Source organism: Brevibacillus laterosporus LMG 15441, from assembly GCF_000219535.2.
In the GTDB taxonomy this organism is placed as follows: domain Bacteria; phylum Bacillota; class Bacilli; order Brevibacillales; family Brevibacillaceae; genus Brevibacillus_B; species Brevibacillus_B halotolerans.
In genome coordinates this window covers 1,762,386-1,783,690 of record NZ_CP007806.1, presented here as the reverse complement: position 1 = coordinate 1,783,690, position 21,305 = coordinate 1,762,386, and the positions used below count along the sequence as shown (strand labels likewise).

The window sequence follows — 21,305 nt, the reverse complement described above, 5'->3', positions numbered from 1 at the left end:
TTAGAAATGAAAACCTACTTGTGTTCTTCTAATTTAAGTTGGGAAAGCGCGCTATCTAACTCCTGCGCTATTTTACTTAATCCGTCAACAGAAACTAAAATTTCTTGGTAAGAAGCTAACTGATTATCTGACTTGACCTGGATGTTTTCTGCTGATTTTGTGTTTTTACGTGCATTTTCCGATACTTGTTTTACCACAGAGGTAACCTCTTCTGTTTCAGCTGCCATTTGTTGCGTGGAAGCAGATACCTCTTGCATACGGTCGGATACCTCTGTACTCGCCTGAACCATATGGCGGAATATCTCACCTGTTTCTTGCACGATTTTCACACCATCCAACACGTGTGCAGAACCTTGGCGAATAGAGATTACTGCTGTATTTGTACGTTCTTGAATCTCTTTGATGAGCTGGCTGATTTCTTCTGCCGATTGCTTAGATTGTTCCGCTAGTTTTCGTACCTCATCTGCAACAACTGAGAAGCCTCGACCGTGTTCACCTGCTCGTTGGGCTTCAATAGCTGCATTTAAAGCAAGTAAATTCGTCTGGTTTGCAATTTCGGAAATCATTTTGACAATCTCACCAATTTTACCTGACTGAGATTGGAGAACATCAATAATATTTTCAGATTCCTCTACAGAGTGCTGAATGAGCTGCATTTGATCTGCCACTTTAGTGACAGAGTATTGACCGGACTCTGCCTGATCTTTCATGTTCAAAGATGTGTGATGAACCTCTGTTGAATTATTGGCGATGCTTTCAACACTAACCACCATCTCATCCAACGATTTCACACATTCTGTTGTAGCTATATTTTGCAGATTGGTGTGCTGGAACATTTCTTGGATGTTATCTGTAATGGTTGTAGCATGCTGATTATTTTCTTCCATAATCGTATGTAATTGCTGTGAGTTTTTCACTAGCTGATTCGAGGATTCACGGATCGTCATCATAATCGTACGCATATTTTCTGCCATTTGATTAAATTTGTTATTTACCTGACCCAACTCGTCCTTTCCTTCGCGCAAACGAACATCTAAATTTCCTCTGCTCATTTCATTAATACCACGCATAAGCTCTTGAATGGGTTTAAAGGTACGATTCACAATCAAATATTGGAAAACTACATTGATAAGTAGCAAAAAGAACAGCAATATGGAAGAGTTCAGCAATAGCGCGTCCTGCCCATTGGTCACCATACTAGCATCAACATCCATACCAAAATAAGCAATAACGTTTCCACTGTTGTCCATGATTGGATGAAGAGCCGAGATCCAAGTACCTAACTCATCATCATAAATAGAAGTTATCGTATCTTGTTTGGCAGTGACAAGATTCTGAACTCCCTTCACAATGACGTCTGGCTGAGGGAGCATATCTCCCAATTTAATTCCTTCTGATTTCATAAACTCGTGAATTGGAGTTGGCTGAGCAATAATAGAAGTCTGATTTCCCTCTTTCAATTCCACTCCAAAAACATACGCCTGTTTAATCTGAGGATGCTCTTTACTGATCTGGTCAAGCCCCTCTGTCAGTTTCTTCTGGATAGAAGCATTCAAATCAGGATTTCTAACAGCCTCATCTATGTCTTCCGCAGAAACATGTACAGATTGTGACTGTAACAAGGCTCGCGTATCTTTTTCTAGCATTTCAATAAGGACTTGCCCTTGAATAACGAAACTTGCTAGGATTAATACAGCACCGATCAACATAGTATTAAGAACTGTGAACAATAAATTCCTAGTAGATATTTTCATGTTGGAAAACAACTCTTTCCCCTCTCTTTCTTTTCCCTGCTTCTAGAAATATGTAAAATAGGGCGCTATCCCTAGTATCGGTATGAAATCACAAAAGCTTTAATTTCTATATGTTAAAAAAATCAAGTCTTTTTTCACTTACACGTACCATTTTTGCCATTGCATAAAAAATTCACTGGTAGGATGTATAGGACTAGCTATGGAGAAAAGAGCATAAAGGCTTATTTCATAACGATTTAGCTTGATGAAAAGCAAGCCAAATAGCACAAAGACAAAGTCAGTGTGCTTGGTTATTGAAGCTTTTCCCAAATGAAAGATTGATAACATTTCATAAAAATGACAAAATTACACTGCACTTTTTTAGTTACAGGTTACAGTAGGTGATCCTTTTTTGGATAGGTTTAACATAAGCCTTTCGTTCCTTTAATGAGTATTTTCATCTCATCAAAATATCATTTTTGCTTTCTCAACTTGTCGACTCCGGTAAGATGGAATCGTACCTGCTGGCTCCGCTGCCTTGATAGCTCTTACAACAGCTTCTGCCAGTACTTCTGCTGCTAATGCACCGATTACATCCACAGAAGCCTGTACTTCTCCTGTTCCAATCGCAAATATCGTATCCCCGTCATGCATGGTGTGAATGGGATAAATTGTGCGTGCTAGTCCATCATGTGCCATTTGAGCAACCTTATTCGCTTCTGATTTGGTTAAGGAAGCATTACAAGCTACTACGCCAATCGTGGTATTCGCTCCAGTTGGAATGAACTGAAAGCTAGCTTTTTCCATACAATCATAGATATCTAGTAACTCCTCGTTTTCCCCGCGCACACCTGCAAGTCTTGCTCCAGTTACAGGACACCGTACCTCTCCAACTGCATTCACAGCAACAATTGCTCCAATTACTAGCCCGTTACTCAGCTCACGGGACGCCGTACCTAGCCCCCCTTTCATCGCGCGTTCAAAACCGGCCATTTTTCCAACAGTAGCTCCACAGCCCGCTCCAATATTTCCCTCAGCAAACACCTGTTCACTCGCCTGCTTTGCCGCTTCATAGCCCATGGCCATGGTAGGTCGGATCGAAGCATCCCCGATAGCAAGATCAAATAATACTGCTGCTGGTACAATCGGCACTTTTGCAACTTTCACATCAAGTCCAATTCCCTGCTCCTCTAAATAACGCATTACCCCACTAGCTACATCCAAGCCAAACGCGCTTCCCCCAGACAAGCATATCGCATGGACTTGATCTACTTTATTGATCGGGGAAAGCAAATCAGTCTCACGGGTACCTGGAGCTGAGCCACGAACGTCGACTCCGCATACTGCACCTTCCTCCATTAGAAGTACGGTACAGCCTGTCAGTGCTTCCTCATCTTGTTGATGACCTACCTTGATCCCTTTTATATCGACAATTGAACCTATTGTAGCAGTCATAGCTTACATCTTCTCCCTTTGTATATGAAATAACTATTAACAGACGAGTAAAAAGCCCGTTTCTTGCAGAGCTTTCGTTTCCCTAATTTTTTAGACGTTATTTTATTACTTGTAATCTTTCCTTGCAAACCGAATAAAACCAGACAATCCTTGTAAAAATAAGGTAGAAATCTCTAAAGAGGATGCAGAGTCATCAAGAAATACGTATTAGAGAGGATTGATTACGATTTCTCACTTACAAAACATTCCGCAACCAAAAACCTTTGGTCCCCTTGGAAATTTACCTTTAATCAATCCAGAGATGCCAATTCAATCCATCATGAAGCTAGCCCATGAACTTGGTCCTATCTTCCGGCTGGAATACCCTGGAGGCCGTGTTAGCATCTATATTTCCAATCATAAGTTGGTAGCAGAGGCTTGTGATGAATCCCGTTTTGATAAGAATGTATGGCCTCCCTTGCAAAAAGTAAGAACATTTGCAGGCGATGGTCTTTTTACTAGCTCAACGGATGAGCCCAATTGGCAAAAAGCTCATAATATCCTGCTCCCAAGCTTTAGCCAAAGAGCCATGCAAGGGTACCATTCCATGATGGTAGACATTGCTGTACAGCTTATCCAGAAATGGGCGCGCCTTAACCCGGATGAAAGCATTGACGTACCTGAGGATATGACAAGGCTTACTTTGGATACCATTGGGTTGTGCGGCTTTAATTATCGGTTTAATAGCTTTTATCGAGAACAACCGCATCCCTTCATTACCAGCATGGTTCGTGCGCTGGATGAAGCAATGAGCCAGCTACAGCGCCTAGAAATTAAAGATAAATTGATGGTTATTACAAAACGTCAATTTAAACATGATATACAAGCCATGTTTACCCTTGTGGATAAAATAATAGCAGAACGTAAAGAGCACGAGGATCATGATGCAAACGATTTACTTTCCCATATGCTAAAGGGAAAAGACCCCCAAACGGGCGAAGGCTTGGATGACGAAAATATTCGCTATCAGATTATTACTTTCTTAATTGCTGGTCATGAAACCACAAGCGGTCTCTTATCCTTTGCTTTATACTTTCTATTAAAGAACCCGGATAAGCTTCAAAAAGCATATGAAGAGGTAGACCGTGTCTTAACTGGTTCTACTCCAACTTATACTGAAGTGCGAAATCTTACGTACATATCGATGATTTTGAATGAGTCTCTTCGTCTGTGGCCAACAGCTCCTGCCTTCTCTCTTTACGCGAAGGAAGACACACTGCTGGATGGAAAATATCCTTTGAAAAAAGGCGAAAGTGTCAATGTACTCATTCCTACTCTTCATCGGGATACAAGCGTCTGGGGAGATGACGTCGAGGAGTTTCGCCCTGAGCGCTTTGAAGACCCAAGTCAAATCCCCTATGATGCGTATAAACCATTTGGAAACGGGCAGCGAGCCTGCATAGGACAGCAATTCGCGCTTCAAGAGGCGACCTTAGTACTTGGTATGATTTTAAAGTACTTTGACATCATTGACCATAATCATTATCAGCTAAAAATTAAAGAAACACTAACTTTAAAACCTGAAGGCTTTTCCATGCGTGTCCGTTTACGCACGAATGAACTCTCCTTTCAAATTACCGGAAAAGAGAAGGAACGCGAAAAAACACAAGCGCAGCCAACAGCCTCTACCATCGTTGACGCACATAATACGCCCTTGCTAGTGCTATATGGTTCCAATCTTGGCACTGCAGAGGGGATTGCAAGAGAACTTGCAGAGGATGCACGTTTCCAAGGATTCAAGAGCGAGGTTGCTCCTTTAAATGATTATTTAGGTAAGCTACCCAAAGAAGGAGCCGTATTTATTATTACCTCCTCTTATAACGGAAAACCACCGAGTAATGCCAAAGACTTTGTACAATGGCTAAAAGAAGCAGAGCCTGAAGAATTTACAGGGGTCAACTATACTGTATTCGGATGTGGTGACCATAATTGGGCCAGCACATACCAGCAGGTTCCTCACCTGATTGATAAGCAGCTCGAAGCAAAAGGTGCGACACGGCTAATGAAGCAGGGAGAGGGTGACGCTAGCGGAGATTTTGAGAAACAACTTGAGGATTGGCGTCATCAATTGTGGCCTGGTGTCATGAACGCTTTAGGGCTCAAGATCAACGAAAATCGGGAGCGAGAGCGCAGCACGCTTTCTGTCCAATATGTTAATGGAATTGCGGGAGTTCCACTCGCTGAGTCCTATGATGCTCTTCGTTCGTACGTTACAGAGAATAGAGAGCTTCAGGGAGAAACTAGCGAACGTAGCACTCGTCATATCGAGATAGCTATTCCAGCAGGAGTCCATTACCACGAGGGGGATCATTTAGGTGTTCTGCCCAAAAACTGTCCTCAGCTAGTGGAACGTATTGTACATCGGTTTGGTTTGAATGGTAACGATTATCTAATTCTTAGTGGCAGTGGACGCAGTGCAGCGCATCTTCCGCTGGATCGTCCGGTAAGTGTATATGATCTGCTAAGTCATAGCGTAGAATTACAGGAAGCAGCAACCCGTGCTCAACTACGTGAACTTGCTGCTTATACAACCTGCCCACCTCATAAACGGGAATTGGAAGCCTTACTTGAAGAGGATACCTACAAAACCAATATAATGAATATACGCATATCTATGTTTAATCTTATGGAACAGTATCCTGCCTGTGAATTACCTTTCGAACGCTTTTTAGAGCTTCTTCCACCTTTAAAAGCTCGTTACTATTCCATTTCCAGCTCCCCTCATCTCTTGCCAGATCGTACTAGCATAACGGTGAGCGTAGTCCGCGGCCCAGCCTGGAGTGGACATGGGGAGTATCGAGGTGTTGCGTCAAATTATCTAGCCGATCTAAAGCCAAATGATCCTGTTGTTATATTTGTACGCACACCAGAATCTCACTTCACGCTACCTACAAATACAGAAACACCTCTTATCATGATCGGACCAGGTACCGGGGTTGCACCATTCCGGGGATTTCTTCAGGCACGAAAGCACTATCAGCAACAAGGAAAACAGCTTGGTGAAGCCCATCTTTACTTTGGTGCCCGCCATCCGCAACAGGATTACTTGTATCAAGAAGAGTTTGCGCAATATGAAAAAGAAGGTATCGTGACCATTCATACCGCTTTTTCACGAGTAGAGGGCCAGCCGAAAACCTATGTTCAGCATCTCATGAAACAAAATGAACAAGAGTTGATTCGTCTTCTAGATCAGGGAGCTCGACTTTATGTATGTGGGGATGGGAGTCGAATGGCTCCTGATGTAGAAGCCACACTGATTTCATCCTATCAAACAATTCATTCTGTAAGCAAAGAAAAAGCCCAGGCTTGGCTCGATAAGCTTCAACGGGATGAACAATATGTAAAGGATGTTTGGACAGGCGCATGAGAAGGGCTTTTAAACCCCTTCTTCCCATCAGATAAAAAGATAGACCATTAACACCCGTGAAAAGAAGCACTCAGCAAAAAGTAGCTGGGTGCTTTTCACATTGCATAGATATTCATTTGGGACTGGGATTAACTCAACTGAGTAACACCTACTCTTTTCGACCGAACAGAGATAAGCCCCCAAAAAAGGGATAAGATCTATAGATAGGACAGTGATAGTAGATCATGTAACACACAGAGCCTAGGCGAACGTCACCACTACAAGTATTTGGGTGAAACACCCCGTTAATTCGTTTAGTCAGGACAGGGCATAGCGTCATTTACTATAAAGAACATATTACTTCCAAAGTGGGGGGGTAAAAACATGAAAAGAAAAAGTAAGAAGCCAATTATTCAACAAGTATATTACGACGGGTATGTGAATCCATACGATGATCCGTATTTCCAATTTGACCCATTCGTACCACGGCATCCTGACCACCGTGAGAGATGTATCAGAGAATGGCGAAGATGCGAAAGACGCTGTCACCACATGTTCGGACACGATAATGTCCGATGCAACAGAAGATGTCATCGAGAATTTCGAGATTGTTTACATTTCCATCACAGAAGATAACTTATCCAAGTTTTATTGTCTAACAATATGAAGAAGAGGGCGGTCGTCAAGTAATTCCCGCCCTCTTTTCATCGTAAAATAGCGTGTAAGCGTCCACAAATTTAGTAGACGAATACAACGAGATGTCCGTCCAATATGTGTAACAAATGTGGATCTGTTGTAAACCAATCCTTTTTGTAAATATTATACATAATCAAGTTTTCACCATCAGTAAACCATTCAAAAAACAGTGTAATGTTTCTTTTTTAAATGAGCCTGATCTGGATTTTGATAGTAAATTATTGTAATAATAATCCAATTAGCCATTAAAAATATTCAATATTCGCTCGCCGTATTTTTCAACTTTAACTTGTCCAAAGCCTTTAACAGTAAGTAGCTCTTCTTTGGTTCTCGGATATTTCGCTATCATATCTTCCATCTCATTATTATTGAAGATGTAGTAAGCCTTGATGTTCTCTTCTCTTGAAGTTTGAAGCCTGTACGATTTTAGTTCTTCACGAAGTAAAGTTTCATCCCTCTTTTGAAAATCATCTTTCGAAAACCGATATTTTGCAACGAAATCCATCTCCTTTGGTGTATGTAGCCTGACTAGCAAATTTGAAATTGCATACATATCCTTCTCAGCTAAGTCATATGTATTTGATTTATCATTCTGGTATTTTTCCAGCGTTGCTTTAATTTGATCGTATTTGATAATTGAGTTTTCTATCTCAGCAGGGCAACTATATTTATTAATAATGGTTTTGGGATTAGCCATGACTACAAGAGATAAAATTGGTATATTGCTGATTTTCAATTCTTTTGACAAGACATGTTTTATAATATCGATATGCCTTGCATTTTGAGTTACAGGACTATAAATTCCCTCTACAATTTCTTTTCCATATCTAAGTTTTATGGTTCTTACAAAGTTACCTTCTTGGTCAATCGAGATATTTCCACTTAATTTCTTCGTTTCTAAAATACAGATAAACTTATTAGAAATGACAACGAAATCAAGCTGAGCAACATAACCCTCATACTCTACCCTTACATCGTGTAAACACAAAATTGGCAGGAATGAATTTTTTAGTTCAAAGTAGACATTATTCTCGCCAGCAAGTCCATATGTAAGAGACTTAATATCCCTCTCAATGTAATCCTTCTTTTCTCCATCTGCAACCTTGTTTAAAAGCTCATTAAGGGCAGAAAGCTGAGGATTATCTTTTGAGAAATCCTTAACAAATGTCGGACTTTGGATTGTCCTTTTTTGACCAAATAATTTATTGAATATAGACATATACGCTTCCCCTTGAAAATTTGATTAATTTTAGGACAAAAGTAAAAGCATTAACCTTACTTGACAGTAAGATTATACCATATAATTACTAAATAAGTTTGTTATTCCCATCTTATATAAGCCTGCTGTACTAATTATTTCGTAGCATTTAAAATCGAAGGACTTCTCTTTTAGATTATACCAATAATTTATTGCTCTTTTATTTAAAAAGTTTGAAACATAAAAAATAATATAATAATATAAATGATGCACAATACATAATTTAACAGCAAAGGAGATCATTTTTTATGAAGAAACTAATGGGTGTATTTCTTACAGCTACATTAATCGTTGGGGGCTTGGTTACAATTTCGCCTAAGCCTACTTTTGCGACTTTGTGCAATCCTAACGGTAAGACGGATTGTCCAGTAGGTCCTCATCCTAAATGCCCACCAGCTCCTAGAGGGAATATGCAAGAGATGTGTTCATGGTAACCTTTTCTGAAAATTAAACCACTACACTTCTAAAAAGGGATCGATTATATGAAAAAGATATTTACTATAGGAATTAGTGCCCTGATGATCTTATCAGTTTCTAGTGCCGCAATCGCTGCTGAACCACAAAGTTTCTGTCAGGTTGAGCAATGTGATCAAATAAGTTAAGCTAATGCCTCCTTTAAAGGGAGGCTCTTTTATTCTTTTAGTTATTTGCATTAATTTTTCTTTACTTACTATGGTCTCTCACTCGATTCATACGTACATAATCCGCATGCGGACTATAGCTCTCCATTTCCAGCCGTATCTCTTCTACAGTTTGAATGTAGATCAATAACCACTCTCACTAAATTCCCCAGTATAATCCAAATAAAAAACGCCAGCCCCGAAGGACTAGCGAAATGAAATCGTGAGTTTATCCGCGAAGGTATTCTACTATTTTCTAACTTATCCTCCAGTTAAAGTTGATTCGCAATAAATATTCGGGAACACTTTGGGTCAAGCGATCTTTCCGACTAACTACGTAAAAAATACGGAGGTGAAAAGACCAACTATATTGGAATGACGATGAAAAATTTATTGGAATCTCGACCGAGCCACAAGCAAAAATTGACGGGAACAGGACGCTTATCTTAACATGAAAACAGCATAGATATCGTCTTTAGCTAATCTTCGCCTCAATCCGCAGCTTATCCGCCACCATCGCGATAAATTCGCTGTTCGTAGGTTTTGCCTTTGTATTAGAAACCGTATATCCAAACAAGCTAGAAATGGAATCCAGATTACCTCTTGACCAAGCCACCTCAATCGCATGACGGATTGCACGCTCTACACGACTGGCTGTTGTATTAAACTTTTTAGCAATATCCGGATATAGTACCTTTGTGATAGAACCCAATAGTTCAACATCGTTATAGACCATCGTAATCGCTTCTCGTAAATATAAATATCCTTTAATATGAGCAGGCACTCCGATCTCATGGATAATGCTGGTTATGTTGGCATCTAAATTACGTCCTTTATTTTGTATCATAGAAGAAGTTTTCATTACGGGGATAAAAGAGGTCTTGCTACCGATCATCTGACGAATTCGCTGTGCAAGAATGTCCATGTCAAAAGGCTTTAATATATAGTAAGATGCCCCAAGTTCTACCGCGCGCTTTGTAATCTCTTCTTGGCCAAATGCTGTCAGCATGATGATTTTAGGTTGAGGTGTTAGTCGCATCGCTTGAATTTGCTCTAATACAGCCAAGCCATCCAGATGAGGCATGATAATGTCCAAAATGATAATATCTGGAACGCGCTCTTGGACGATCTTTAATACATCATTTCCGTTATAAGCGACACCGCTTACGCTCATATCACTCTGAGTGTTAATATACTCTTCAAGAAGACCTACAAACTCACGATTGTCATCAGCTAATACTACGCTTATCTTACTCAAATTCGTTCCTCCTTACGCATTCGATCACAGTGCATGATCTAACACTTCTTTCCTGTGAAGAAGTACGTTTCTCTTGATTCCTTATGGTAAATTATTCGACAGGTCATTTTTAACTCCTGCCCATGACGAAAGATTGAATGATATCTCTGATGATTCGACAAATAAGAGTAAAAGGACCGATGATCAGATTTTTATAGGAGGGGCATCGTGTAATTTGCTGTAGAACTTTTGCTATCCTCCGTATTTGATTCATCAAAAACAAGAATGTAAAAAGGCCTCAAGCAAGCATTTAGCTCGCCTTGAGACCCATAGATTGTTGTTGTTTTATCGTCAAACCCGCATCCTGAAGCATCCATTCAATAAAACAACCATAGCCGGAAGTAGGATCATTGACGAATACATGCGTAACTGCTCCAACCACTTTCCCATCTTGAATAATAGGGCTGCCGCTCATACCTTGTACAATTCCACCTGTTTTTTCTAATAATCGCTTGTCATTAACCTTAATGATCATCCCTTTAGTTGCAGGAAAATGCTGTTTTACAACATTGACAATTTCAATCTCAAACTCTTCTACCTCTTGTCCATTCACGACTGTTAAAATTTTTGCTGGACCTTCTTTTACCTGCTCAGCTAATGCTACCGGCAATGGTTCATTTCGCTTTGCTCTTTTGGGTTTGTCATACATTTTTCCGAAAATGCCAAACGGGGTGTTTTTAGAAATGTTGCCTAACACTTCATTTTCATTGTAAAAGCGGGCGAATTTCTCACCTGGATTACCACTCTGCCCTTTCTCAATGGAAGTAACACTAGCCTGTACGATTTGTCCATCTCCCACAACGATAGGCTGTCCTGTATCTACATCTGAAATGACGTGACCAAGAGCTCCATATGCCTTTGATTCTGGCTCATAAAAAGTTAACGTACCCACACCTGCTGCGGAATCACGAATATAAAGTCCCATGCGATACTGATTATCTTTTTTGTCTTGTGCTGGTTTAAGTGTCAAAACGATCTTTTCTTTTCCACGTACAACCATGAGTTGAATAGATTGGTTCTTTGCACCAGCTTCATTTACAATCTTTTTGACTTCACTCATGTCATTAATGTACAGATCATTCATTTTGACAATCATATCTCCAACATGAATGCCAGATTTTTCACCAGGTGAAACTTTTTCTTTACCTGTATCAACCAAATGATGGCCAACTACAAGAACGCCAGCAGTCTGTAGCTTAACACCAATTGATTGTCCGCCAGGTATGACTTTCAGATCGGGGAGCACATTAACCTTAACTTCTTTAATGGGAAGCTTGCCAACTCGCCATTGCAGACGAGCCTGCCCTACTTTTTTGGGTGCCACTTGCAATGGTTGGCTAAAATCGACGTGTACTTCACGGGCTTCTATTCCGTTTACTTGCAAAATTTCGGGGTTACTGTTTACTAGTGTTCCCATTACAGGTACGGAAAGCTTTAATTGGCTAAGGGAACCTTCAAACAACCGTAGTTCTTTGGGTAAAGAGGTTACATCATGAAAGGGGGTTGAAGTAACAATAAACGCGGTCAAGAGTAAGAGCAGAGATCCAATCCATTTTCTTTTGTGATTTCGTATCACCCAGCAATCACTCCTAGCTTCCCTACCTACACCTACAGCTACACCTCACTTACTAATATTTAATGTTACCTGCACGCCACCTGTTTATAACACCAAAAAGCTGTCAATTTCAATTGACAGCTTTCCGCTCTTCTCCAAGGAGAATCATTTCCTTAGCATGTTCTTTTGTTTTCTCTGTAACTTCAGCTCCGCCAAGCATACGAGCAAGCTCGTTCACACGCTCTTCCGAAGACATGAGGACAACCGTTGTGCTGGTCTCCTGTTCATCCATCTGCTTTTGAATATAAAAATGGGCATCCGCCATAGAAGCTACTTGCGGTAAATGCGTAATACATAGCACTTGACGATGTTTCGCTACTCGTGCCAATTTTTCCGCAATAGCTTGAGCAGCTCGACCGCTTACACCCGTATCTACCTCGTCAAAGATCAGAGTACCCACCTGCTCGGTAGTAGCTAGTATGCTTTTAATCGCGAGCATGACACGGGATAATTCCCCTCCAGACGCAATCTTAGTTAAGGGGCGCAGAGGTTCACCTGGGTTCGGCGCAATCAAAAATTCTATCTCATCAATCCCGCGAGAACTCACCCTAACTCGATTCCCCTCAACCTCAATACCTCGCTCGTCTGGAATATGCTTAATCTCAATTGCAAAACGTGCTCGTTCCATATGCAATTCTTTTAGCTCATGCTCAATTAAGTTAGCAAGCTCTACTGCTAACTCACGGCGGAGCGTACTTAATTCCAGCGCCTCAATAGCTACATCAGCTTCGGCTTCACGGAGTGTTTTTTCCATTTGTTGCAAACGATCATCATAATGCTGGATTTCATCTAGTTCATCCTGTATACCTGCTGCATATTCCAAAATCTCATCTACGGACTTACCATACTTGCGCTTTAATCCAGATAATTGGTCTAATCTGCCTTCTACTTCAGCTAGGATAGCAGGATCAAAATCCAAACGGTCCTTTATATGACGCAATTGTTGAACAGTGTCCTCTACCTGATAATAGGCACTTTGAATCGTTTCTACAATCGGAACTAGCTGTTCATCATATTGTTGTACCCGCTCCAATTCTCCCATAGCGTGCCCAAGCCAATCTTGTCCCCTCTGATCTCCATAAAGGGACATGTAAGCATCCTGTACACCAGCAAATATTTTTTCAATATTAGCCCACTTCTTACGTTGCTGTATGAGCTTCTCGTCTTCACCAGGGATTAATTTTGCCGCTTCAATTTCATTTAACTGATAGCTTAATAGGTCAATGCGCTGCATTAATTCGCGCTCGTTTTTAGCCATTCTTGATAAATCCTGCACGGCTTTGCGATATTTTTGATATAAATGACTAAATTCCTGCTTTGTTTCAGCCAAGCGAGATTCTCCATAAGCATCGAGCCAGCGAATATGCTTATCTGATTGCATAAGCGCCTGATGATCATGCTGACCGTGAACGTTTACCAGCCACGGTCCTAATTCTCGTAACATGGCTAACGTAATTAGCTGGCCATTAACGCGAATGATGCTTTTACCCGTAGAGGAAATATCCCGACGTACAACCAGGATACCATCCGGGTCAACCTGAATGCCGAAGCTTTCACAGACGGCGTAAGCGGGGTGCCCTGGCTTACATTCGAACAGACCTTCTATCTCTGCCCGTTTTTCTCCGTAACGGATAAGCTCTGCTGAACTGCGATCACCGAGCAATTGCCCTAGCGCATCGATAATAATGGATTTACCTGCCCCTGTCTCTCCTGTCAGGATATTAAGCCCATGCCCAAAAGAGATCGTGGTGTGTTTGATAATCGCAAAATTGCGGATGGTTAGTTCGTGGATCATGCATACCCTTCCTTATAGCATGTCTAAGAAGCGTTGGGACACTTCTTTTGCATTCTCTTTGGTTCGACAAATGATTAAAATCGTATCATCACCGCAAACACAACCCATTATCTCATTCCAATGTAAATTGTCAATCAGAACAGCAACAGAATTAGCATTTCCTGGCATTGTCTTTAGTACGATCAGATTTTCAGAAAAATCAATGCTCACAAAGGAATCCAATAGCACGCGCTTCATTTTTTGCAATGGATTAAACTTTTGGTCCGTTGGTACAGAATATTTGTAACGGCCGTCACTCATCGGGATTTTTATCAAATGCAATTCTTTAATATCACGTGAAACAGTTGCCTGTGTTACACTGTACCCGTTTGAACGCAGGTATTCTACGAGCTCATCCTGTGTTTCTATATCATTATTCATGATGATCTCTTTGATTTTGATGTGTCGTTGGCCTTTATTCATACATTTACTCCCATTCACCTTGTAATTTAGTTCGAATTAATTCATAAAAATTGCCCTGTGTCCATTTGATCAGCGGTGTAACATGCTTGGATTGCTCAATAAAAATCTCATCTCCGCCCTCTAAACGAGAACCAAATTGACCATCGATCGAAAGTCCAATCTTATCATGCACAGCATCTACCTCAATTCGAAGGCGCTGGTCTGATGCTAGTACGATAGGTCTCGCCGTCAAAGAATGAGAAGCTATTGGTGTAAGCAAAAGCATGGCAACATTTGGAGCTACAATGGGACCACCCGCTGCTAACGAATAGGCCGTAGAGCCAGTCGGGCTGGAGACAATAATCCCATCTCCACTAAAAGTTCCTACATAAAACCCATTTGAATAAACGGAACACTTAATGATCCGACAGAATGATCCCTTGGTGATCCCAATATCATTCATAGCTGTATAAGTGGCAAGTCGTTCACCTTGTCGGTACAACTCAGTGGTGAGCATACTTCGTTCTTCTGTATAGTATTGCCCGGATAGTAGCTTCTCTACGGCATCGGTTAGATTATCTGGCTCTGCCTCTGACAAAAAGCCTAATGTACCAAGATTAATACCGAGCACTGGTAAATTATGACCAGCTAGCTGCCGAGCGATACCGAGTAAGGTGCCATCTCCCCCAAGCACGCAAAGAATCTCCACATATTTTGAAAAGTCATAAAGGGGTACTGCCACATCTTCTCGACCAATCACTCCTGCTAAATCTTGTTCCAAATAAACTTTTGCCCCACGCGCTTCCAACAAGTATAATAACTCACGGGCGACCACGCGGGCTTTAGGCTTGCCCTTGTTCGCGATAATTCCAATGGACTTCACAGTGTCACCCCAGTATCTTTGATCATCTGCTCCTAGCAGGGATATTACGCGAATCTGATCCCCATGAATTCTTGCTGATCATCTCAGATGAGGGTTACTCGTTTGATTAATTTGAAACGAAGGATTCGCTTTAACATTTGTTCATCTTTATACAATTATACATATTTTTTTGCATAATGGATAGGGGGAGTAAGGCTTCCTTCCCATATTCAAAAAGCTAAACATCGCATAAACCTGCTTCTTATTATGCAGATTATAATCTTTCCACATATTCCTTCGCTTCTATAAGAGACAGCCCCAGTTCTATTCTTGCCTCTTTGATCGCTTCTATTTGTTTGCCTTCAGCAAGTAACCTATGTAGCTTTGCATTTATCGGATGATTCAGAACGACATTGTTATTTGGTTTTATACTCTCAGAATAATTTGTAACTCCAACCTGAGCAGCAATTTGCTGTAGGATAACATTCATTCTTTTTATTTGATTTTGTAGCCGATTAACCTTTTCGACTAACAGTAATACAATGCAAACTAAAACCATTATTATCGTAAGTTCCATAACCTTCTCTCCTATTTTCTTTTTTAGGGACAACACTTAGCATCCTTATAAACAATGTAACATGGACAAATCAAATTTTCTTGTAAGAAACGTCTTTCAAAATGATTTTTATGACTTGAGGATAAAGAAAAAACCCCAAACTCATTAGAAAATGATTTGAGGTTCTGTTATTCATTTGCTTAACCTAACTCAATTGCCTATGTGCCTCGGCGACAACTTCTTCAATACGTGAAAGCCACCACGGCTCATCCTGTTCTACTACACGTTCATCAGCTTGCGGTTTATAAAGATGAAGAAGAAACTCAATATTTCCCTCTCCTCCCGTAATTGGCGAATAGCTGACACCATTTACTTGGAAGCCTAATGTCGTAGCAAATCCGGCGATTTCTTCTACGACTTGACGATGCACACTGGCATCCCGAACGATTCCATTTTTACCCACTTTTTCTTTACCTGCTTCAAATTGTGGTTTTACCAATGCTAGTACATGTCCACCTTCTTGTAAAAACGTGTACAGCACTGGCAGAATCAGCCTTAACGAAATAAATGATACATCTATCGAAGCCATGTTTGGCATTTCGTGTTCAAAAGTAGCCGGGTCCATATGACGGAAGTTCGTACGTTCCATGACAACGACTCGTTCATCCTGACGTAATTTCCACGCTAGCTGGTTGTAGCCTACGTCAATGGCATAAACCTTTCGTGCCCCATTTTGTAGGGCACAGTCCGTAAAGCCTCCTGTGGATGAACCAATATCCATCATAATCCGATCGGTTAAGTCAATTTGAAACTCTTTAATAGCCTTTTCCAGCTTAAGCCCACCCCGGCTTACATAGGGATGAATATTACCTTTTACTTGAATAGCAACATCCTCTGGAAATTTTGTACCTGGTTTATCGCATCTTTCACCCGCAACAATAACAAGCCCTGCCATAACGGCTCGTTTTGCCTTTTCTCGGGTCTCATACAGACCTCGATCTGCAAGTAAGACATCTAATCGTTCTTTTTTCATAGTCGTTATTAAGCCCTCTGTTTATTTACTGGTAGCAAGGAGCGTACACGTGCAGCGATCGCTTCCGCTGTTAAACTGATTTCTTGTCGTTGCTCCTTAACACTTCCATGCTCAACAAAATAATCGGGAATCCCCATCGGTTCCACTACCATATTATGGTATCCTTGTTCAGCATAAAATTCCATGACTGCACTGCCAAAGCCGCCTTGTACACAGCCCTCTTCCACAGTAACAATGTCCATATTTTCCTTGGCAAGACGCAAGAGCAATTCTTCGTCTAAGGGTTTACAAAAACGTGCATTGACAAACATCGGCATGATGCCATCCATTTGCAGTAGATTAATGGCTTTTTCCGCGACGTCATAAATATGCCCAAATGAAAGAACAGCTACGCCTTTCCCCTCTCTAACTACTTCCATCTGACCGATTGGAAGGGCCTTGAGCTCTTCATCCATTTTGACACCTAGACCGTTTCCACGCGGATAGCGGAAGGAAATAGGGCCATCATATTCTGCCGCTGTTTTCATCATATGCTGCATTTCATTCTCATCTTTTGGAGCCATAATGACCATATTGGGAATAGCACGCATAAAAGCGATATCATAAACACCTTGGTGCGTCTCTCCATCAGCTCCAACCAAACCAGCACGGTCTACCGCAAAAACAACAGGTAGCTTCATTCGAGCAACATCATGGATTAACTGGTCATAGGCACGTTGCAAAAAGGTGGAATAAATTGCTAGGAACGGCTTCATTCCTTGTGTCGCCAGCCCAGCCGCGAATGTACAAGCATGTTGTTCAGCAATCCCTACATCAAACATTCGCTCAGGATATACGGAAGCATACTTTAAGAGACCAGAACCATCTGGCATAGCTGGTGTAATCGCTACAATACGATCGTCTTGCTGTGTTAGCTTAATTAACGTATCAGCAAATACACTCTTGTAGGCAGGCGCAGCAGCAACGGCTTTAATCATTTCACCAGATTCAATCTTATAGGTATCTGTTCCATGCCATTTCATTGCGTTTTGTTCTGCTGGCAGATAGCCTTTTCCTTTTTTGGTGATCACATGCAATAAGACCGGTCCACGTGTATTCGCAGCTGTACGCAGTGAATCAATCACAAGCTCTAGGTTATGTCCATCAATAGGACCAATGTACGTAAAGCCCAGCTCTTCGAATAAAATACCGGATACAAGCATGTATTTCATGCTATCCTTGACCTTTTCAGCCAGTTGAGCCAATTTTCCCCCTACAGCGGGAATCGCCTTGAGTAGGCTTTCTACCTCATCCTTAGCTCTATTATAAATATGATCTGTACGTAATTTGCCCAGATAGTTATGCATAGCACCTACATTTGGCGCGATGGACATTTCATTATCATTTAAGACCACGATTACATTCTTCTTCTCATGACCAATGTGATTTAAGGCTTCAAAAGCCATACCACCTGTCAATGCACCGTCTCCAATGACACCTATCACATGGTAATTTTCCTTCTTCAAATCGCGGGCGCTCGCCATGCCCATGGCACCTGACAACGAAGTGCTGCTATGCCCTGTTTCCCAAACATCATGAGCACTCTCCGCCATTTTTGGAAAACCGCACAATCCCTTATATTGACGCAGTGTCGGAAAATCATCTTTTCGTCCAGTTAAAATTTTGTGTACATAGGCTTGATGACCAACATCCCATAAAATTTTATCCTTTGGACTGTTAAAGCAATAGTGTAGTGCGATCGTTAGCTCCACAACTCCTAGGTTAGGAGCTAAATGTCCCCCTGTTTTAGAGAGGTTTTCTATCAGGAACCGACGAATTTCTTCGGACAACTGCTGTAATTGGGAGATTGTCAAATGCTTGAGATCATCTGGGCTCTTCATGTTTTCAAGCAACACTGTAACCCCTCGCTTTCACTAAGTCGCAAAACCTTCCATACTAATCATACATCATGCTTCACAAAAAATTACACGTACACGCATTATATCCTTTTCTTATGTAAAAAACCATAAGAGAGTAATGATATCTCTCTTTAGGCAAAAATCCTTTATGCTAGCTTACACGCTCCATCACATACTCCGCTAGTGCAAAGAGAGCAGGATGATTAATCTTTACTGCTGCAAGCTCAGCTTGAGCCTCCTTGACAAGCAAAGCTAGACGTCGTTTGGATTCAGCAAGTCCAAGTAACGCAGGGTAGGTTGCTTTCTCTTTACTCGCATCACTTCCCACAGCTTTACCTAGCAATGCCGCATCTCCCTCAACGTTTAAAATGTCATCTTTAATCTGGAAGGCTAGTCCGATCTTAACAGCATAATTAGTTAGGGCCTGCAATTGCTTTGGTGTTGCTTCTGCCAAATATCCTCCGCCTCGCAAAGCCGCAATCAGCAGATCGCCTGTTTTATGTAAGTGGATATACTCTAATTGCTCAAGGGAAAGCTGTTTGCCTTCTCCCATTATATCAGCCATCTGACCACCTACCATCCCTCGTTCACCGGCACGCTGCCCAAGCTCAGCTATCAATTGGACAGTTGTTTCAGCTTTAACCTCAGGATGATGTACATAAGAACTAGCCACTAGGCCAAACGCTCTTGTCAGTAGGGCATCTCCTGCTAAAATAGCAGTGGCTTCACCAAATACCTTATGATTAGTCGGTTTACCCCTACGTAAATCATCATCATCCATGGCAGGGAGATCGTCATGGATCAATGAGTAAGTGTGAATCATTTCTAAGGCTATCGCATATGGAAGGCCACGTTCAATTGGTTGTTGAAACGCTTCCAGTACCGCTAAAACAAGAATGGGACGTAACCGCTTCCCACCAGCCATCAATGAGTAGTGCATTGATTCGTACAGTTCGCTAGGAACGCCTTCTGTAGATAGTGCTCTTGGTAATTCAGCTTCCAGTAATGCAATTTTTTCATCTAAATAATCCTTCAAACGAAAACTCATGCTAGTCCTCCTCCACATGGAACGGACGCTCGGATATGCTGCCGTCTTGGTCTAGAAGTTGAATTACCTTGGCCTCAATTGCATCTAGCTTTGTCGCACATTGACGAGATAATTGGATTCCTTCTTGGTACAATTCAATTGCTCTCTCTAAAGGAACATCGCCTTCTTCTAGCTGACGCACCACTTCTTCCAGCCGTTGCATTGCTTCTTCAAATAAAAGCTCTGTTTCCTGTGCTGCTTTTTTACGAGCCATGGTTCTCTTCCTTTCGCTCTATGTCTGTTACCGTTGTCATGATCTTCCCATCTTGATATCGTATCATGAGCTGATCTCCCACTTCAATTCCTTCAACAGATTTGATTAATGTATCGTCTTTATAGGATAGGCTAAAGCCACGTTGCATAACCCTTAACGGACTCAAGGCATCCAAATGCTGGACCAAAGACAGCCATGCTTGCCTTGATCTTTCCGTTTTTTGTTTCATATACTGTGTTAATTGGCTCTCCATTCGATTGACTTGGCCTCGTCCTTCTGCCACCTGTCGCTCCAATCGAATTTGTTTTAGCCGTTTTTTCACATGGCTGACTTGCTCACGTTTACGGACTACTTTCATTTTCACCATAGCACTAAGACGTAGCGTTACTTCGTCAATTCGTTGTCGTCGCTCTTCTACTCGGCGCAATGGATTTTTTAGCCCATACGATTGCTGTAATCGTTGTAAATGGGTGCGCTTCTCTTGAAGCTGAGTTTGGAGAGCACGAGCCAGTCGATGATCTAGCTGTTTAATTCTCTCCAGCCACTCTAAATAATGAGGTACGGCTAACTCGGCTGCCGCCGTCGGAGTGGCCGCTCGGATATCAGCAACAAAGTCTGCAATTGTATAATCTGTCTCATGGCCAATTGCTGAGATTATAGGTATTTGAGAAGCTACAATCGCTCTGGCAACAGCCTCGTCATTAAATGCCCAAAGTTCTTCAATTGAACCCCCTCCTCGACCCACGATCATAACATCCACTTGATACTGATTGATATGTCTGATGGAACGGATGATAGAAGCAGGGGCCTCAACACCTTGTACAATTGCTGGAGCAAGCATAATTTTTGCTTGAGGGTACCTGCGCTTAATTGTAGTAATAATATCTCGTATTGCTGCTCCTGTAGGTGAAGTAACCACTCCGATTGTTTTCGGAAACCGCGGTAAAGCCCGCTTTCTTTCAGAAGCAAACAGACCTTCCTGCTGTAGTTTTTCTTTTAATTGTTCAAAAGCAAGGAACAAAGCCCCTATCCCATCGGGTTGTAATTCCCTTGCATATAATTGATATGCTCCGTCCCTTTCAAATACAGAAATGGAACCACGCACAATCGCTTTGGTTCCATTCTTCGGTATAAATGTAAGGAAACGGTTATAGCTAGCAAACATCACGATTTTAAGCCGTGAATCCTTGTCTTTTAACGTGAAGTACATATGACCGCTGTGATGATGAGTAAAGTTGGATATCTCTCCACGAACCCAAACATCAGCTAGCCTAAGATCTCCCTCCATCATACGCTTCACATAGCGGTTTAACTCCGCGACAGACATGACCTCTGCTGGCTTCATAAACGATCCCTTCCT

At 41.5% G+C, this 21,305-nt stretch carries 16 protein-coding genes; 2 read left to right on the top strand and 14 right to left on the bottom strand.

The genetic code is table 11. The annotated features are described in order from the left end of the window. Positions 1–14: 14 nt before the first annotated feature. Both BRLA_RS08315 and BRLA_RS08310 read right to left on the bottom strand, forming a co-directional pair. Entirely contained in the window at positions 15–1,754 is a 1,740-nt protein-coding gene (locus tag BRLA_RS08315) for a methyl-accepting chemotaxis protein (protein WP_236867802.1), read from the bottom strand. 444 nt (positions 1,755–2,198) lie between these two features. Then, positions 2,199–3,188, bottom strand: a complete 990-nt coding sequence (locus BRLA_RS08310; protein WP_003337868.1) for a P1 family peptidase — start codon at positions 3,186–3,188, stop codon at positions 2,199–2,201. Positions 3,189–3,405: 217 nt separating this feature from the next. Here BRLA_RS08310 and BRLA_RS08305 point away from each other — a divergent pair, with 217 nt between their 5' ends. Beyond that, positions 3,406–6,594: a bifunctional cytochrome P450/NADPH--P450 reductase gene (locus BRLA_RS08305; protein WP_003337869.1), complete on the top strand. Its 3,189-nt coding sequence runs from the start codon at positions 3,406–3,408 to the stop codon at positions 6,592–6,594. A gap of 913 nt (positions 6,595–7,507) precedes the next feature. Here the strand turns inward: BRLA_RS08305 and BRLA_RS08300 are convergent. Then, positions 7,508–8,488, bottom strand: a complete 981-nt coding sequence (locus BRLA_RS08300) for an HRDC domain-containing protein (protein WP_003337872.1) — start codon at positions 8,486–8,488, stop codon at positions 7,508–7,510. Positions 8,489–8,775: 287 nt separating this feature from the next. Here BRLA_RS08300 and BRLA_RS08295 point away from each other — a divergent pair, with 287 nt between their 5' ends. Next, complete coding sequence (locus BRLA_RS08295; RefSeq protein ID WP_003337873.1) at positions 8,776–8,961, top strand: hypothetical protein; 186 nt, start codon at positions 8,776–8,778, stop codon at positions 8,959–8,961. A gap of 661 nt (positions 8,962–9,622) precedes the next feature. Here the strand turns inward: BRLA_RS08295 and spo0A are convergent. From spo0A to xseA, 11 genes are all read right to left on the bottom strand, one after another. Next, positions 9,623–10,405, bottom strand: a complete 783-nt coding sequence (gene spo0A, locus BRLA_RS08290; RefSeq protein ID WP_003337874.1) for a sporulation transcription factor Spo0A — start codon at positions 10,403–10,405, stop codon at positions 9,623–9,625. 289 nt (positions 10,406–10,694) lie between these two features. Continuing rightward, entirely contained in the window at positions 10,695–12,020 is a 1,326-nt protein-coding gene (spoIVB, locus tag BRLA_RS08285) for a SpoIVB peptidase (protein ID WP_003337875.1), read from the bottom strand. A gap of 109 nt (positions 12,021–12,129) precedes the next feature. Beyond that, positions 12,130–13,854, bottom strand: coding sequence for a DNA repair protein RecN (recN, locus tag BRLA_RS08280; RefSeq protein ID WP_003337876.1), 1,725 nt, complete (start codon positions 13,852–13,854; stop codon positions 12,130–12,132). A gap of 12 nt (positions 13,855–13,866) precedes the next feature. Further along, complete coding sequence (ahrC, locus tag BRLA_RS08275) at positions 13,867–14,316, bottom strand: transcriptional regulator AhrC/ArgR (RefSeq protein ID WP_003337877.1); 450 nt, start codon at positions 14,314–14,316, stop codon at positions 13,867–13,869. Positions 14,317–14,320: 4 nt separating this feature from the next. Then, entirely contained in the window at positions 14,321–15,178 is an 858-nt protein-coding gene (locus BRLA_RS08270; protein WP_003337878.1) for an NAD(+)/NADH kinase, read from the bottom strand. Between the two features lie 253 nt (positions 15,179–15,431). Then, positions 15,432–15,734: a hypothetical protein gene (locus BRLA_RS08265; RefSeq protein ID WP_236867805.1), complete on the bottom strand. Its 303-nt coding sequence runs from the start codon at positions 15,732–15,734 to the stop codon at positions 15,432–15,434. Between the two features lie 184 nt (positions 15,735–15,918). After that, the gene (locus BRLA_RS08260; protein ID WP_003337880.1) at positions 15,919–16,746 is read right to left on the bottom strand and encodes a TlyA family RNA methyltransferase; all 828 of its coding nucleotides are present in this window, start codon (positions 16,744–16,746) and stop codon (positions 15,919–15,921) included. An 8-nt stretch (positions 16,747–16,754) separates the two neighbouring features. After that, complete coding sequence (dxs, locus tag BRLA_RS08255) at positions 16,755–18,641, bottom strand: 1-deoxy-D-xylulose-5-phosphate synthase (RefSeq protein WP_003337881.1); 1,887 nt, start codon at positions 18,639–18,641, stop codon at positions 16,755–16,757. A gap of 154 nt (positions 18,642–18,795) precedes the next feature. After that, the gene (locus tag BRLA_RS08250) at positions 18,796–19,692 is read right to left on the bottom strand and encodes a polyprenyl synthetase family protein (RefSeq protein WP_003337882.1); all 897 of its coding nucleotides are present in this window, start codon (positions 19,690–19,692) and stop codon (positions 18,796–18,798) included. Position 19,693: 1 nt separating this feature from the next. Beyond that, positions 19,694–19,945 carry an exodeoxyribonuclease VII small subunit gene (gene xseB / locus BRLA_RS08245; RefSeq protein WP_003337884.1) on the bottom strand — a complete coding sequence of 84 codons (252 nt, stop codon included), beginning with the start codon at positions 19,943–19,945 and terminating at the stop codon, positions 19,694–19,696. Then, positions 19,935–21,290, bottom strand: a complete 1,356-nt coding sequence (gene xseA, locus BRLA_RS08240; protein WP_003337885.1) for an exodeoxyribonuclease VII large subunit — start codon at positions 21,288–21,290, stop codon at positions 19,935–19,937. Before xseA ends, xseB begins: the two co-directional genes overlap by 11 nt. Between the last annotated feature and the right edge of the window lie 15 nt (positions 21,291–21,305).

Coding starts and splice junctions, on each gene's coding strand:
- BRLA_RS08315 (WP_236867802.1), bottom strand. CDS start 1,754: ATGAAAATATCTACTAGGAATTTATTGTTCACAGTTCTTAATACTATG.
- BRLA_RS08310 (WP_003337868.1), bottom strand. CDS start 3,188: ATGACTGCTACAATAGGTTCAATTGTCGATATAAAAGGGATCAAGGTA.
- BRLA_RS08300 (WP_003337872.1), bottom strand. CDS start 8,488: ATGTCTATATTCAATAAATTATTTGGTCAAAAAAGGACAATCCAAAGT.
- BRLA_RS08295 (WP_003337873.1), top strand. CDS start 8,776: ATGAAGAAACTAATGGGTGTATTTCTTACAGCTACATTAATCGTTGGG.
- recN (WP_003337876.1), bottom strand. CDS start 13,854: ATGATCCACGAACTAACCATCCGCAATTTTGCGATTATCAAACACACC.
- ahrC (WP_003337877.1), bottom strand. CDS start 14,316: ATGAATAAAGGCCAACGACACATCAAAATCAAAGAGATCATCATGAAT.
- BRLA_RS08265 (WP_236867805.1), bottom strand. CDS start 15,734: ATGGAACTTACGATAATAATGGTTTTAGTTTGCATTGTATTACTGTTA.
- BRLA_RS08260 (WP_003337880.1), bottom strand. CDS start 16,746: ATGAAAAAAGAACGATTAGATGTCTTACTTGCAGATCGAGGTCTGTAT.
- BRLA_RS08250 (WP_003337882.1), bottom strand. CDS start 19,692: ATGAGTTTTCGTTTGAAGGATTATTTAGATGAAAAAATTGCATTACTG.
- xseB (WP_003337884.1), bottom strand. CDS start 19,945: ATGGCTCGTAAAAAAGCAGCACAGGAAACAGAGCTTTTATTTGAAGAA.
- xseA (WP_003337885.1), bottom strand. CDS start 21,290: ATGAAGCCAGCAGAGGTCATGTCTGTCGCGGAGTTAAACCGCTATGTG.